The sequence below is a fragment of the Halovibrio salipaludis genome (assembly GCF_002286965.1).
Taxonomy (GTDB): Bacteria; Pseudomonadota; Gammaproteobacteria; order Pseudomonadales; family Oleiphilaceae; genus Halospina; species Halospina salipaludis.
The window spans coordinates 1-15,767 of sequence record NZ_NSKD01000015.1 but is presented as its reverse complement, the minus strand read 5'-3'; the positions used below and the strand labels follow the sequence as shown (position 1 = coordinate 15,767).

Annotated in this window: 13 protein-coding genes and 1 tRNA gene; all 14 read left to right on the top strand. The window is 60.1% G+C overall.

Translation table 11 applies throughout. The features are described 5' to 3' along the window. Positions 1 to 248 (top strand): EF-Tu C-terminal domain-related protein (locus CK501_RS16435; protein ID WP_095618744.1); only part of this gene is annotated, 248 nt, incomplete at its 5' end. 16 nt (positions 249 to 264) lie between these two features. Further along, a tRNA-Trp gene (locus CK501_RS16430) sits at positions 265 to 340 on the top strand. Between the two features lie 30 nt (positions 341 to 370). After that, positions 371 to 739 (top strand): preprotein translocase subunit SecE, encoded by a 369-nt coding sequence (gene secE / locus CK501_RS16425; protein WP_077529300.1) that lies wholly within the window; start codon positions 371 to 373, stop codon positions 737 to 739. A 13-nt stretch (positions 740 to 752) separates the two neighbouring features. Further along, on the top strand, positions 753 to 1,286 hold the full coding sequence (gene nusG / locus CK501_RS16420; protein ID WP_077529299.1) for a transcription termination/antitermination protein NusG: 534 nt from the start codon (positions 753 to 755) through the stop codon (positions 1,284 to 1,286). 99 nt (positions 1,287 to 1,385) lie between these two features. Further along, complete coding sequence (gene rplK / locus CK501_RS16415; protein ID WP_077529298.1) at positions 1,386 to 1,817, top strand: 50S ribosomal protein L11; 432 nt, start codon at positions 1,386 to 1,388, stop codon at positions 1,815 to 1,817. 1 nt (position 1,818) lies between these two features. Then, the gene (gene rplA / locus CK501_RS16410) at positions 1,819 to 2,517 is read left to right on the top strand and encodes a 50S ribosomal protein L1 (RefSeq protein ID WP_095618804.1); all 699 of its coding nucleotides are present in this window, start codon (positions 1,819 to 1,821) and stop codon (positions 2,515 to 2,517) included. Between the two features lie 232 nt (positions 2,518 to 2,749). Further along, a complete protein-coding gene (gene rplJ / locus CK501_RS16405; RefSeq protein WP_077529296.1) occupies positions 2,750 to 3,280 on the top strand; it encodes a 50S ribosomal protein L10 in 531 nt (176 codons plus the stop codon). Between the two features lie 36 nt (positions 3,281 to 3,316). Next, complete coding sequence (rplL, locus tag CK501_RS16400; RefSeq protein ID WP_095618803.1) at positions 3,317 to 3,700, top strand: 50S ribosomal protein L7/L12; 384 nt, start codon at positions 3,317 to 3,319, stop codon at positions 3,698 to 3,700. 189 nt (positions 3,701 to 3,889) lie between these two features. After that, the gene (rpoB, locus tag CK501_RS16395) at positions 3,890 to 7,963 is read left to right on the top strand and encodes a DNA-directed RNA polymerase subunit beta (protein ID WP_095618805.1); all 4,074 of its coding nucleotides are present in this window, start codon (positions 3,890 to 3,892) and stop codon (positions 7,961 to 7,963) included. Between the two features lie 73 nt (positions 7,964 to 8,036). Next, on the top strand, positions 8,037 to 12,248 hold the full coding sequence (gene rpoC / locus CK501_RS16390) for a DNA-directed RNA polymerase subunit beta' (protein WP_095618802.1): 4,212 nt from the start codon (positions 8,037 to 8,039) through the stop codon (positions 12,246 to 12,248). 100 nt (positions 12,249 to 12,348) lie between these two features. Continuing rightward, positions 12,349 to 12,723, top strand: coding sequence for a 30S ribosomal protein S12 (gene rpsL, locus CK501_RS16385; RefSeq protein ID WP_077529293.1), 375 nt, complete (start codon positions 12,349 to 12,351; stop codon positions 12,721 to 12,723). A 167-nt stretch (positions 12,724 to 12,890) separates the two neighbouring features. Continuing rightward, positions 12,891 to 13,361, top strand: coding sequence for a 30S ribosomal protein S7 (gene rpsG / locus CK501_RS16380; RefSeq protein ID WP_095618801.1), 471 nt, complete (start codon positions 12,891 to 12,893; stop codon positions 13,359 to 13,361). 18 nt (positions 13,362 to 13,379) lie between these two features. Next, complete coding sequence (gene fusA, locus CK501_RS16375; protein WP_095618800.1) at positions 13,380 to 15,485, top strand: elongation factor G; 2,106 nt, start codon at positions 13,380 to 13,382, stop codon at positions 15,483 to 15,485. A 33-nt stretch (positions 15,486 to 15,518) separates the two neighbouring features. Continuing rightward, positions 15,519 to 15,767: GTP-binding protein (locus CK501_RS16370; RefSeq protein WP_233128931.1), on the top strand; the 249-nt coding region annotated here is incomplete at its 3' end.

Below are 15,767 nucleotides of genomic sequence, written 5' to 3'. Positions count from 1 at the left end.
GCAAGGACGAGGGCGGTCGTCATACGCCGTTCTTCACCGGCTATCGCCCGCAGTTCTACTTCCGGACCACGGACGTGACCGGCACCTGCGAGCTGCCGGAAGGCGTCGAGATGGTGATGCCGGGTGATAACGTGAAGCTGGTAGCCACGCTGATCGCGCCGATCGCGATGGAAGACGGGCTGCGCTTTGCGGTACGCGAAGGCGGCCGGACTGTCGGCGCAGGCGTGGTGACCAAGATTATCGAGTAATAAAAAGTTTCGGTGCAGGCCAGTAGCTCAATTGGCAGAGCAGCGGTCTCCAAAACCGCAGGTTGGGGGTTCGATCCCCTCCTGGCCTGCCATTTATTTCGGCACCCACAAAGTTGAACCCTATGGAATCCAGTTCCAGAGAGGCGACGACCCGCTTTGACACCGCAAAGTGGGTCGTCGTTGTTGCTTTGGTGGCGGCAGGTGTAGCCGGCAACCATTACTACGGGGGCGAGTCCCTTCTTTACCGTACACTGGCATTGGTGGCGCTGGCGCTTGTTGCCGGCGCTGTTGCGCTGCAGACGGGAAAGGGGCGTCAGCTGGCCCGGGTTATGAGAGAGGCCAAGGTCGAGATCCGCAAGGTGGTCTGGCCGACCCGGCAGGAGCTCCTTCAGACAACAGCCATTGTGCTTGGCTTTGTACTGCTGGTGGCATTGATCCTGTGGGGGATGGATTCTCTGGTGGCGTGGATTGTCTCAAGTTTGATCGGTTAACAGAGAGCGGCACATGGCGAAACGCTGGTACGTGATTCACGCCTATTCCGGCTTCGAAAAGCATGTCATGCGGTCCCTCAGGGAACGGGTGCAGCTCAACAACATGGACGATCTTTTCGGTGAGATTCTGGTGCCCACCGAAGAGGTCGTCGAAATGCGTGAGGGCAAGAAACGCAAGAGTGAGCGCAAGTTCTACCCGGGATACGTGCTGGTCCAGATGGAGATGACCGACGAAACCTGGCATCTGGTCAAGAGTACCCCCAGGGTTATGGGCTTCATCGGCGGCACGCCGGACAAGCCAGCGCCGATCAGCGAGAAGGAGGCGGACGCCATCCTTCAACGCGTTGAAACCGGCGCCGAGCAGCCCAAGCCCAAGACCCTGTTTGAGCCGGGCGAGATTGTCCGTGTCATCGAGGGTCCGTTTGCGGACTTCAATGGCGTGGTCGAGGAAGTCGACTACGACAAGAGCCGTGTCAAAGTAGCGGTTCTGATTTTCGGCCGGTCCACGCCGGTCGAACTGGAATTTGGCCAGGTCGAGAAGGACTGAAGGCCATCCGGAGAAGGGCACGTGGGCCTGTGAGGTGCCACGTGCCTTTCTGTCTCAACGGGGAGCCAGTAAGGCGTTTGAACCCATCAGGAGGTTATCGTGGCTAAGAAAATCGAAGCTTACATCAAGCTGCAGGTCGCCGCGGGCAAGGCCAATCCGAGTCCCCCCGTGGGTCCGGCTCTGGGTCAGCACGGCCTGAACATCATGGAGTTCTGCAAGGCGTTCAACGCCGAAACGCAGGACATGGAGCCCGGACTGCCGACACCGGTGGTCATCACGGTCTATAGTGACCGCAGCTTCACCTTTGTCACCAAGACGCCGCCGGCGCCGGTGTTGCTCAAGAAGGCAGCAGGCATCTCTACCGGCTCGGGCAAGCCCAATACCGACAAGGTGGGCAAGGTGACCCGGGAACAGCTGGAAGAGATCGTGAAAGCCAAAGAGCCCGATCTGACGGCCGCTGATATGGACGCTGCAGTGCGTACCATTGCAGGCACGGCACGCAGTATGGGCCTGAATGTGGAGGGGCTCTGAGATGGCAAAACTGAGCAAGCGCCAGAAGCTGATCCGCGAAAAGGTTGATCGTACCCGCGTCTACAGCGTGGATGAGGCGGTCGATATCCTGAAGGATCTTGATCAGTATACGAATTTTCAGGAATCCGTCGATCTGGCTGTGAATCTGGGCGTTGATGCCCGGAAATCCGACCAGGTGGTGCGTGGTTCCACTGTCCTTCCCAATGGCACGGGCAAGAGCGTTCGGATCGCCGTTTTCGCCCAGGGCGAGAACGCGGACAAGGCGACTGAAGCCGGTGCCGATGTGGTCGGCATGGATGATCTGGCGGAACAGATCAAGGGCGGCGACCTCAACTTTGACGTGGTCATCGCGACGCCTGACGCCATGCGTGTTGTCGGCCAGCTGGGTCAGATCCTTGGTCCGCGCGGTCTGATGCCCAACCCCAAGGTTGGCACCGTGACCGCCGACGTGGAGACCGCTGTTGGCAACGCCAAGGCCGGTCAGGTCCGGTTCCGGACTGACAAGAAGGGTATTGTGCACTGCGGCGTTGGCAACGTCGGCTTCGATGCCCAGGCGATCCGTGAAAACGTGGAAGCGCTTCTGGGCGATCTGAAGAAGCTCAAGCCCTCCACGGCCAAGGGTATCTATCTCAAGAAGGTGACGCTGTCCTCCACCATGGGGCCAGGGCTCACCATTGATCAGTCAACACTGTCCATCTGACAGGTTGCAGAATACCGGGCGCCGCAAGCGGTGCCCGTAGCAAGCTTTGTAGTCTGGGCGTGAGCCGGGCTGTCAAAGACCGCAGGTCCCCGAAGCCATCCGGTACAGGGGTTAAAGCAATGCCTGCGCAGACGGTGTAAGACGTTCTCTCCGAACAAAGACACCGTAAGGGCGCCCTCAGGGGCGTGAGTTGATCGCCGGTTCTGCCGGCACAACCTGAGGAGTAAAACCAGTGGCAATCCAACTCGAAGGCAAAAAGGCGATTGTCGCCGAAGTCAACGAGGCTGCCAGTGGTGCTTTGTCTGTTGTCCTTGCGGACTACCGGGGTGTGGACTCCGGCGATATGACCGCATTGCGCGCCAAGGCCCGTGAACAGAACGTTTATCTGCGGGTGGTTCGTAACACACTCGCCAAGCGTGCTGTCCAGGGAACCGACTTTGAGTGCGTGAGCGAGGTCCTCGCCGGCCCGACCCTGTTTGCATTTTCCATGGAGGATCCGGGTGCGGCTGCGCGCCTGCTCAAGGATTTTTCCAAGGAAAACGACAACTTTGAAATCAAGGCACTGGCCGTAGGTGGCGAGCTGCTGGGTGGCGAGCAGATTGATCGTCTGGCCAAGCTTCCGACGCGTGACGAAGCGCTGTCGCAGCTGGCGGGCACAATCCAGGCTCCGATCACCAAGCTGGCACGGACCTTCAACGAGGTTCCGTCCAAGGTTACCCGCGCGGTAGCTGCAGTTCGTGACCAGAAGAAAGAAGCAGCCTGATTGGTTTTTTATCATTTTTGAATCTGGAGAATAGTCATGGCTCTGTCTAAAGACGATATCCTTAATGCAATCGCTGAAATGAGCGTCATGGAAGTAGTTGAGCTCGTGGAAGCGATGGAAGAGAAATTCGGCGTTTCCGCTCAGGCTGCTGTTGCAGCAGCTCCGGCTGCGGCTGGTGGTGGTGACGAAGGCGGTGCTGCGGAAGAGCAGACCGAATTCGACATCGTCCTGACGTCTGGCGGTGAGAAGAAGGTCAACGTAATCAAGGTTGTTCGCGAACTGACAGGTCTCGGCCTGAAAGAAGCGAAAGCTCTGGTTGACGGCGCACCGGGCAACGTCAAGGAAGGCGCCAGCAAGGAAGAGGCGGACGACGCCAAGGCGAAGCTTGAGGAAGCAGGCGCCACTGTTGAGCTCAAATAACGGCTTCCATAGCCGTCCAGAGCGCTGAACCGCGAATTGGCTGGTGGCGTATGCCGCCGGCCTTTTCGCGTTATATGCAGGTCACCCGGATCCAGGATCCGGGTGCCCGGGCCCGACCCGGGACCCATCCCGGCTGACTGTTCGCAGGCCGGGTACACCAGTTATTGAGTCCGAAGCTGGGGAATGCAGATGACTTACTCCTACACCGAGAAAAAGCGAATCCGCAAAGAGTTTGGCAAGTTGCCGTCCGTCATGGATGTTCCGTTTCTGCTTGCAACGCAGATCGACTCCTACCGGGATTTTCTGCAGCTTGAATCCGACGCGGACAATCGCAAGAACACGGGCTTGCATGCCGCGTTTCAGTCCGTTTTCCCGATTACCAGCTACTCGGGGAATGCAGCACTGGAGTATGTCAGCTATCGGCTCGGCGAGCCGGCATTTGACGTCAAGGAATGTCAGCTTCGGGGGGTGACCTACGCGGCACCGCTTCGCGTGAAAGTGCGCCTGGTCATCTATGACAAGGAATCGTCCAACAAGGCCGTTAAGGACATCAAGGAACAGGAAGTCTACATGGGCGAAATGCCCCTGATGACTGAAAACGGCACCTTCGTGGTCAACGGCACTGAGCGGGTGATTGTCTCCCAGCTTCATCGTTCGCCCGGTGTATTCTTTGATCATGACAAGGGCAAGACCCACTCCTCCGGGAAGCTTCTCTATTCCGCCCGGGTCATTCCCTATCGTGGTTCCTGGTTGGACTTCGAATTCGATCCCAGGGATTCTGTGTTCGTGCGCATCGACCGCCGGCGTAAGCTTCCGGCCACCATTCTGCTGCGCGCGCTGGGATACACTTCCGAGCAGATCCTGGAGCTGTTCTTCGACAACAGCCGCTTCACGCTCGGCAAGGAATCCTGCCGGCTTGAGCTCGTACCCAGCCGGCTGCGTGGCGACATCGCCACGTTCGACATCATGGACAAGGAAGGTAACGTCATTGTTGAGAGTGGTCGCCGGATTACCGCGCGCCACATCCGCCAGCTCGAGAAAGCGGGCGTTACCGAACTTGAGGTTCCGCGTTCCTATCTCCACGGCCGTGTGGTTGCACGGGATATCGTGGATGAAAGCACCGGTGAGGTGATTGTCGAGTGCAACAGCGAACTCACCGAGGACCACCTGGAAAAGCTTGAGGAAGCGGGCATCCAGACAGTCGACACCATCTACACCAATGACCTCGACTGTGGCCCCTTCATCTCCGATACGCTGCGGATTGACCCCTCGCGCAACCAGCTGGAAGCGCTGGTCGAGATCTACCGGATGATGCGTCCGGGTGAGCCGCCGACGAAGGAATCCGCCGAGACGCTGTTCAACAACCTGTTCTTCTCGGAAGAGCGCTATGATCTGTCCGCCGTTGGCCGGATGAAGCTCAACCGTCGTCTTGGGCGCGAGGAGCTGGAAGGCTCCGGCGTTCTGGATGATCAGGACATCGTGGATGTACTGCGCACCCTCGTGGACATCCGTAACGGTAAGGGTGAAACGGACGACATCGACAACCTGGGCAACCGCCGCATCCGCTGTGTCGGTGAGATGGCCGAGAACCAGTTCCGTGTTGGCCTGGTGCGGGTTGAGCGCGCGGTGCGCGAGCGCCTGAGCCTGGCCGAAAGCGAAGGCCTGATGCCCCAGGACCTGATCAATGCCAAGCCGGTGGGTGCGGCGATCAAGGAATTCTTCGGCTCCAGCCAGCTGTCGCAGTTCATGGACCAGAACAACCCGCTGTCCGAGGTGACGCACAAGCGCCGTGTTTCGGCACTTGGCCCGGGTGGCCTCACCCGTGAGCGGGCCGGCTTTGAGGTCCGGGACGTACACCCGACCCACTATGGCCGTGTCTGCCCGATCGAGACACCGGAAGGTCCGAACATCGGCCTGATCAACTCGCTGGCCACCTATACCCAGACCAACAAGTACGGCTTCCTGGAAAGCCCGTACCGCAAGGTTATCGAGGGCCAGGTGACGGACGAGATCGTGTATCTGTCCGCGATCGAGGAGAGCAACTACATCATCGCCCAGGCCAGCGCCAAGCTGGATGACAGCGGCAAGCTCTCCGATGAGCTGGTTACGGTGCGGCACAAGAACGAATTCACCGTCATGCCGCCGGAGAAGGTCAACTTCATGGACGTCTCTCCGCGGCAGGTGGTGTCCGTTGCCGCCGCGATGATTCCGTTCCTGGAGCATGACGACGCCAACCGCGCCCTGATGGGTTCCAACATGCAGCGTCAGGCGGTTCCCACCCTGCGCGCGGATAAGCCGCTTGTGGGCACCGGCATGGAACGCACCGTGGCGAAAGACTCCGGTGTCTGTGTGACGGCTGAGCGTGGTGGCGTGATCGAAAGCGTCGACGCCTCCCGTGTCGTGGTCCGTGTTCGTGACGACGAGACCAGTGCCGGTGACGCGGGCGTTGATATCTACAACCTGGTGAAGTACACCCGTTCGAACCAGAACACCTGCAGCAACCAGCGGCCCATTGTGAACCGTGGTGATGAGGTTGAGCGTGGCGATACGCTGGCCGATGGTCCCTCCGTGGATCTGGGCGAGCTGGCACTCGGCCAGAACATGCGCATCGCCTTCATGCCGTGGAACGGCTACAACTTCGAGGACTCCATCCTCATTTCCGAGCGCGTGGCTCAGGAAGACCGCCTGACCACCATCCACATCCAGGAGCTTACCTGTGTGGCCCGCGATACCAAGCTGGGCTCTGAGGAGATCAGCGCGGATATTCCGAACGTGGGTGAGCAGGCGCTGTCCAAGCTGGACGAATCCGGCATCGTATACATCGGTGCCGAAGTGGATGCCGGCGATATCCTGGTCGGCAAGGTCACGCCCAAGGGCGAGACGCAGCTCACACCGGAGGAAAAGCTCCTGCGCGCCATCTTTGGCGAGAAGGCATCCGACGTGAAGGACACCTCACTGCGGATGCCCACCGGCAAGCGCGGTACCGTGATTGACGTCCAGGTCTTTACCCGTGACGGTGTCGAGAAGGACCAGCGTGCTCTGTCCATCGAGCAGGATGAGCTGAATGCCTTCCGGAAGGACCTGAAGGAAGAGTATCGCATCGTTGAGACGGCCACGTTTGAGCGTCTGACCAGTGCACTGGAGGGACAGACAGCCATCACCGGCCCGGGTGTGAAGAAAGGGGATACCCTGAGCGCGGATTTCCTCAGCCAGCTCAGTTCCGACGATTGGTTCAAGCTGCGCATGCAGGACGATTCCCTGAATGACCTCCTGGAACGCGCCCAGGAGCAGCTCGAAGAGCGGCGCCAGGACCAGGAGCAGCGCTTTGAGGTCAAGAAGGAGAAGATCCAGCAGGGTGATGACCTGGCCCCGGGCGTGCTCAAGATCGTGAAGGTCTATATGGCGGTCAAGAGTCGCATCCAGGCGGGTGACAAGATGGCCGGGCGCCACGGTAACAAGGGTGTGATCTCCGCGATCATGCCGACCGAGGACATGCCGTTCGATGAGCAGGGTGAGCCGGTGGATGTGGTTCTGAACCCGCTGGGTGTGCCCTCCCGGATGAACGTCGGGCAGGTGCTTGAGACCCACCTGGGCGCGGCTGCGCGCGGACTGGGTGACAAGATCAACACCATGCTCGAGCAGCAGAAGAAAGTGGGCGAGATCCGGAAGTTCCTCGACGAGGTCTATAACGGCACCGACACACCGGAAGTCAAACTCGATGAACTGAGTGACGACGAGATCATCACCATGGCCAACAACCTGCGTGGTGGCGTGCCCATGGGTACAGCGGTGTTTGACGGTGCCAACGAGGCCGAGATCAAGAAGATGCTTGAGCTCGCGGACATGGATACCAGCGGCCAGATCAAGCTGTTCGATGGCCGCACCGGTGACGGCTTCGACCGTCCTGTCACCGTTGGCTACATGTACATGCTCAAGCTCAACCATCTGGTTGAGGACAAGATGCACGCCCGTGCGACCGGTTCCTACAGTCTGGTGACCCAGCAGCCGCTGGGCGGCAAGGCGCAGTTCGGTGGCCAGCGCTTCGGGGAAATGGAGGTCTGGGCCCTGGAGGCCTATGGTGCCGCCTACACCCTGCAGGAGATGCTGACCGTGAAGTCCGACGACGTGAACGGCCGCACCAAGATGTACAAGAACATTGTCGATGGCGACCATCGTATGGAGCCGGGCATGCCCGAATCCTTCAATGTTCTGGTCAAGGAAATCCGGTCGCTCGGCCTCGATATCGATCTCGAGACGGACTGACCCGAAACCTGTTTGGCAGCGACGGCGGTGGCACAGCGCCACCGCCAGTGATTAACGCTCCGGAGCCAATATTATGAAAGACCTGCTCAACCTGCTGAAAAACCAGAATCAGAAACAGGAATTCGATTCGATCCGGATTGGCCTCGCTTCTCCGGAAATGATCCGTTCCTGGTCCTTTGGGGAAGTCAAGAAACCGGAAACGATCAACTACCGGACCTTCAAGCCGGAACGTGACGGGCTGTTCTGTGCCAAGATCTTCGGGCCGGTCAAGGACTACGAGTGCCTGTGCGGCAAGTACAAGCGCCTCAAGCATCGTGGTGTGATCTGTGAGAAGTGCGGTGTCGAGGTTGCCCTGGCAAGCGTTCGCCGTGAACGCATGGGCCATATCGAGCTGGCAAGCCCGGTGGCTCACATCTGGTTCCTGAAGTCCCTGCCGTCGCGCATTGGTCTCCTGCTGGATATGACCCTGCGCGATATCGAGCGTGTGCTGTACTTCGAATCCTTCATCGTCATCGAGCCGGGCATGACCACCCTCGAGCGTGGCCAGTTGCTCAACGACGAGCAGTACTACGAGGCGCTCGAGGAATTCGGTGACGAGTTCGATGCCCGCATGGGCGCGGAAGCCGTGAAGGAGCTGCTGGGCGACATCAATCTTGGTGAGGAAATTGAGAAGCTGCGAGAAGATATTCCGCAGACGGCTTCCGAGACCAAGATCAAGAAGCTCTCGAAGCGCCTGAAGCTGATGGAGGCGTTCTACTACTCCGGGAACAACCCGCAGTGGATGATCATGGAAGTGCTGCCAGTGCTGCCACCGGACCTGCGTCCGCTGGTTCCGCTGGATGGCGGGCGCTTCGCCACCTCCGACCTGAACGATCTCTATCGCCGGGTGATCAACCGTAACAACCGTCTCAAGCGTCTGCTTGAGCTCAATGCGCCGGATATCATCGTGCGCAACGAGAAGCGCATGCTGCAGGAATCCGTGGACGCGCTGCTGGACAACGGCCGCCGTGGCCGGGCCATCACCGGTTCCAACAAGCGCCCGCTCAAGTCCCTCGCGGACATGATCAAGGGCAAGCAGGGCCGTTTCCGCCAGAACCTGCTGGGCAAGCGTGTGGACTACTCCGGTCGTTCCGTGATCGTGGTCGGTCCGTACCTCAAGCTCCACCAGTGCGGTATTCCGAAGAAGATGGCGCTGGAGCTGTTCAAGCCCTTCATCTTCTCCAAGCTCGAGCATCGTGGTCACGCCACCACCATCAAGGCGGCCAAGAAGATGGTCGAGCGTGAGGAAGGCCTGGTCTGGGATATCCTGGAAGAGGTCATCCGTGAGCACCCGGTCCTGCTGAACCGGGCACCGACGCTGCACCGTCTGGGCATCCAGGCGTTTGAGCCGGTCCTCATCGAAGGCAAGGCCATCCAGCTTCACCCGCTGGTCTGCGCGCCCTATAACGCGGACTTTGACGGTGACCAGATGGCGGTGCACCTGCCGCTGACGCTGGAATCCCAGCTCGAGGCGCGGGCACTGATGATGTCCACCAATAACGTGCTGTCGCCGGCCAACGGCGAGCCCATCATCGTGCCTTCCCAGGACGTGGTTCTGGGCCTGTACTACATGACGCGCGAGCGTCTCCGGGCCGCGGGTGAAGGTCGCATCTTCGGTGATCTCGACGAGGTCGAGCGCGCCTTTGGCGCCGGCGAGGTGGATCTGCAGGCGAAGGTCCGCGTGCGTGTCACCGAGGTTGATCTCGATGACGAGACCGGTGAGCGTCACGTACAGACCAGCATTCAGGACACCACTGTTGGCCGGGCGATGCTGTACAACATCACGCCGGAGGGGCTGCCGTTCAGCCTGGTCAATCAGGCCATGGCCAAAAAGCAGATTTCGAAGCTGATCAACGCGTGTTACCGCGAAGTGGGTCTTAAGGAAACGGTGGTCTTTGCGGACCAGCTGATGTACACCGGTTTCCACTACTCCACCGTCTCCGGCTGTTCCATCGGCGTGAACGACTTTGAGGTCCCAGACGAGAAGTACACGCTGATTGAGGAAGCCGAATCCGAGGTCATGGAGATCGAGCAGCAGTTCGCGTCCGGCCTGCTGACTCAGGGCGAGAAGTACAACAAGGTGATCGACATCTGGGCTCGGGCCAACGACCAGGTCTCAAACGCCATGATGGACCGCCTGAGCAAGGAGCAGGTCATCACGCCCGAGGGCGAGGTGGCGAAGGATGAGAACGGCGAGGAGCTGACCCAGGAGTCGTTCAACTCGGTCTACATCATGGCCGACTCGGGCGCCCGGGGCTCTCCCGCGCAGATCCGGCAGCTTTCCGGTATGCGCGGTCTGATGGCCAAGCCGGACGGTTCGATCATCGAGACCCCGATCACGGCCAACTTCCGTGAGGGTCTGAACGTACTGCAGTACTTCATCTCGACCCACGGTGCCCGTAAGGGGTTGGCGGATACGGCCCTCAAGACGGCCAACTCCGGTTACCTGACCCGCCGTCTGGTGGATGTCTCCCAGGATCTGGTTGTGACCGAGGAAGATTGCAATACGGACGATGGCATCCTGATGACGCCGCTGGTTGAAGGCGGTGACGTGGTCGTGCCGCTGGGCGATCGGGTTCTTGGCCGTGTGACCGCGAAGGACGTGTTCACCCCGGGTGACAAGAAGAACCCGGTGGTCGAGGCCGGAACCCTGCTGGACGAGAAGCTGGTCGACAAGGTTGAGCGTGCCGGCGTGGACGAGGTATGGGTCCGCTCGGCGATCACCTGTCACACGCGGTATGGCATCTGCTCGAAGTGCTACGGTCGCGATCTGGCGCGCGGGCATCAGGTCAACGTGGGCGAAGCCGTTGGCGTCATGGGCGCCCAGTCGATTGGCGAGCCGGGTACCCAGCTGACGATGCGTACCTTCCATATCGGTGGTGCGGCAAGCCGGGCTTCCGCTACGGACAACATTCAGGTCAAGCACGGTGGCAAGGTCCGTCTGCACAACCTGAAGTCCATCGAGAAGAGTGACGGCACCCAGGTGGTGGTTACCCGTTCCTCCGCTCTGGCGATCGCGGACGAACACGGGCGTGAACGTGAGTGGTACAAGCTGCCCTATGGCGCGGTCCTTGAGGTGAACGAAGGAGCCGAGGTCGAAGCCGGTACAGTGGCGGCGAAGTGGGATCCCCACACACACCCGGTTATCGCCGAAGCCGAGGGCAAGGTGCGCCTGCTCAACATTGAAGAGAACATCACGGTGCGCACCCAGACGGACGAGCTCACGGGGCTGTCCACTATTGAGGTGATGGATCCCAACGACCGGCCTGCATCCGGTAAGGATCTGCGTCCTGCGGTTGAAGTGGTGGACGGCAACGGTGAGCCGGTCACCCTGGCGGGTGGTTCGCCGGCGCATTATTCCCTGCCGGCCAACGCGCTGGTAACGCTGCGTGAAGGCGACACCATGGAAATGGGCGACGTCATTGCCCGGATTCCCCAGGAAACCACCGGCACACGCGACATCACCGGTGGTCTGCCGCGGGTCGCGGACCTGTTCGAAGCGCGCAAACCCAAGGATCCGGCGATCCTGGCCGAGGTCAGCGGCGTTGTCTCCTTCGGCAAGGAAACCAAGGGCAAGAAGCGCCTGGTCATCACACCGAAGGACGGCGATCCCTACGAGACGCTGATTCCGAAGTGGCGTCAGCTGAACGTCTTCGAGGGTGAAACCGTGGAGCAGGGCGAGGTCATCTCCGATGGTCCGTCCAACCCGCACGACATCCTGCGGCTGCTGGGTATCACCGAGCTGGCGAAGTACATCACGAACGAGATCCAGGACGTGTACCGTCTGCAGGGCGTAGGCCTGAACGACAAGCACATCGAGGTGATCTGCCGGCAGATGCTGCGTAAGGTTGAGATCCAGGATTCCGGTGACACCCGCTTCATCGCCGGTGACCAGGTTGAGTACACCCACGTGATGGAAGAGAACGAGCGGGTGGAAGCCGAAGGCAAGATGCCGGCGACCTTCCAGCGTGAACTGTTGGGCATCACCAAGGCATCGCTGGCAACCGACTCCTTCATTTCCGCGGCCTCCTTCCAGGAGACCACGCGGGTGCTGACCGAAGGCGCGGTGACCGGCAAGCGGGACTACCTGCGCGGTCTCAAGGAGAACGTTGTGGTTGGTCGCCTGATTCCGGCGGGTACGGGTCTGGCGTACCACGAGGAGCGCCGCCGTCGCCGCGAGGATGCAGAGCAGCAGGTCAGCGCCGACGATGTTGTCGAGGCACTGAGTGCGGAGCTCAACAAGTAACCAGTTATCTTGACTGGAAGGGGGCACGCACTTAAACTTGCGGCCCTCGCTGAACCGCCCAGACAGGGCGAAAACCGTCTGAAAACCGGAGTTAGTCTAGATGGCAACCATTAACCAGTTGGTTCGAAAGCCGCGTAAGCGCCGGGCTGCGAAAACCGACGTACCGGCGCTGCAGGCCTGCCCGCAGCGTCGTGGCGTGTGCACCCGTGTCTACACCACGACCCCGAAGAAGCCGAACTCGGCCCTTCGTAAGGTCTGCCGTGTGCGGCTGACGAACGGCTACGAGGTGGCATCCTACATCGGCGGTGAAGGCCACAACCTGCAGGAGCACAGTGTGGTCCTGATCCGTGGTGGCCGGGTCAAGGACCTGCCGGGTGTGCGCTATCACACCGTTCGCGGCACGCTTGACACCCAGGGTGTGCAGGATCGTCGCAAGGGCCGTTCCAAGTACGGTACCAAGCGTCCGAAGTCCTGATCGGGGCTTCGCTTTAAACAGCAGTGATTCAGCAGGCTTTCTTTTATCGCCGGCAGCCGGTCGCTACGGATCGTCGATGCCGATAAGAGTAAGGCCGGATGGCGTCAGTGGGCGCATCATTCCGGAGTAACCTGAAGACCTGACAACTTCTATCCGAGGGCTTATCGATGCCAAGAAGACGTATTGCAACGAAGCGGGAGATCATCCCGGATCCGAAATTCAACAGCGAGCGCCTGGCCAAGTTCATCAACCATGTAATGGAAGATGGCAAGAAAGCAGTCGCCGAGCGCATTGTGTACGGCGCGCTGGACATTGTTGCGGAAAAGACCAACCAGGAGCCGCTCGAAGTCTTCGAGACCGCCCTGGAGAACATCCAGCCCATGGTCGAGGTCAAGTCCCGCCGTGTTGGTGGTGCGACCTACCAGGTTCCGGTTGAGGTAAGGCCGTCACGCCAGGTGGCGCTGGCCATGCGCTGGCTGGTGGATTTCTCCCGCAAGCGGGGCGAAAAGTCCATGGTTCAGCGCCTCGCGGGCGAGATCCTTGATGCGGCTGGCAGCAAGGGTGCCGCGGTCAAGAAACGGGAAGACGTGCACCGTATGGCCGAGGCCAACAAAGCCTTCTCCCATTACCGCTTCTAATCGACCGAGGTATCTGACGTGGCACGTAAAACACCGATCAAAAGTTACCGCAATATCGGCATCTGCGCCCACGTGGACGCCGGTAAGACAACCGCAACCGAGCGGATCCTGTATTACACCGGTCGCAGCCACAAGATGGGTGAGACGCACGACGGTGCATCCACAACTGACTGGATGTCCCAGGAACAGGAGCGCGGGATTACCATCACCTCTGCGGCCGTAACCGCCTTCTGGCGTGGTATGGACCAGCAGTATGATGAGCACCGGATCAACATCATCGATACCCCCGGGCACGTGGATTTCACCATCGAGGTGGAGCGTTCCCTGCGGGTGCTCGACGGCGCCGTCGTGGTCTTCTGCGGTACGTCCGGCGTAGAGCCCCAGTCCGAGACAGTCTGGCGCCAGGCGGATAAATACCACGTTCCGCGGCTGGTCTTCGTCAACAAGATGGACCGTGCCGGTGCGAACTTCTCCCGCGTCGTGGATCAGATCCGCGAGCGGCTGGGTTCCAGTACCGTCCCGATTCAGCTGCCGATCGGCGCCGAGGACAATTTCCAGGGTGTGATCGACCTCATGCGGATGAAGGCGATCTACTGGAATGAAGCCGACCAGGGGATGACCTACGAGCAGACCGAGATCCCGGACGAACTCAAGGAAGAAGCAGAGGCGGCGCGTGAGGCCATGGTCGAGGCGGCTGCCGAGGCCAATGAAGAGCTCATGGATACCTATCTCGAGAAGGGTGAGCTCAGCGATGACGAGATCAAGCAGGGTCTGCGTACCCGTTGTCTCGAGAATGACATCGTGCTTGCGACCTGTGGCTCGGCATTCAAGAACAAGGGCATCCAGGCGCTGCTCGACAACGTTCTGGAATTCCTGCCGGCCCCGGATGAGGTCAGAGCGATTACCGGTGTGGTCGATGACGACGGCACAGAGGAAACACGCTCCGCCGATGACGATGCGCCGTTTGCGGCACTGGCGTTCAAGATCGCGACCGACCCGTTCATGGGCACGCTGACGTTCTTCCGTGTCTACTCCGGCAAGCTGGAAACCGGCACTGCCATCTACAACGCCAGCAAGCAGAAGAAAGAGCGTGTGGGCCGGATGGTCCAGATGCACGCCAATGACCGGGAAGAGATCAAGGAAGTGTTTTCCGGTGATATTGCGGCCGCCATCGGCCTCAAGAACATCACCACCGGTGACACGCTGTGCGATGAGAAGCACAAGATTGAGCTGGAGCGCATGGAGTTCCCGGAACCGGTTATCTCGGTTGCGGTTGAGCCCAAGTCCAAGGCGGAACAGGAAAAGATGGGTACGGCTCTGGGTAAGCTGGCTCAGGAGGATCCGTCCTTCCGTGTCTATACCGACGAGGAGTCCGGTCAGACCATCATCTCCGGCATGGGCGAGCTCCATCTCGACGTAATCGTCGACCGCCTCAAGCGCGAGTTCAAGGTTGAGGCGAACATCGGTAAGCCGCAGGTGGCCTACCGTGAGTGCATCCGCAAGCCGGTCGAGGTGGAAGGCAAGTTCGTCCGCCAGTCCGGTGGTCGCGGTCAGTATGGCCACGTTTGGATCAAGCTGGAGCCGCTGCCTCTGGATGACGAGGATTCCCCCACGTTCCTGTTCGAGAACAAGATCGTTGGTGGTGTGGTTCCCAAGGAATACGTTCCCGCCGTGCAGCAGGGTATCGAGCAGCAGATGCAGACCGGTGTTCTCGCCGGCTATCCCATCCTCGGTGTCAAGGCGACCCTGTTTGATGGCTCGTATCACGATGTGGACTCCAACGAGATGGCGTTCAAGGTCGCCGGTTCCATGGCGATGAAGCAGGGCGCGCTGGATGCCTCGCCCGCGCTGCTTGAGCCCATTATGAAGGTGGAGGTTGTCACTCCTGAGGAGTTCATGGGGGACGTAGTCGGCGACCTGAACCGTCGCCGTGGTCTGGTCCAGGGCATGGAGGATACTCCGGCCGGCAAGGTGATCCGTGCCGAAGTACCGCTTTCCGAGATGTTCGGCTATGCGACGGACCTGCGTTCCGCGACCCAGGGGCGCGCCTCTTACGTAATGGAGTTCCACAATTACGGGGAAGCGCCGACCAGCATCGCGCAAGAGATCATGAACAAGAACTGATTGAAACGACAGAACAGAGCGAAGAGGTGAATCGTGTCTAAGGAAAAATTCGAAAGAGATAAGCCGCACATCAACGTGGGCACCATTGGTCACGTGGACCATGGCAAGACGACGCTGACGGCGGCGCTGACGCGCGTGAGTGCGGAAGTGTTCGGCGGTGAGGCGCGTGCGTTTGACCAGATCGACAACGCGCCGGAAGAGAAAAACCGCGGGATCACGATCGCGACCTCGCACGTGGAGTACGGTTCCGAGAGCCGTCACTACGCGCACGTTGACTGCCCC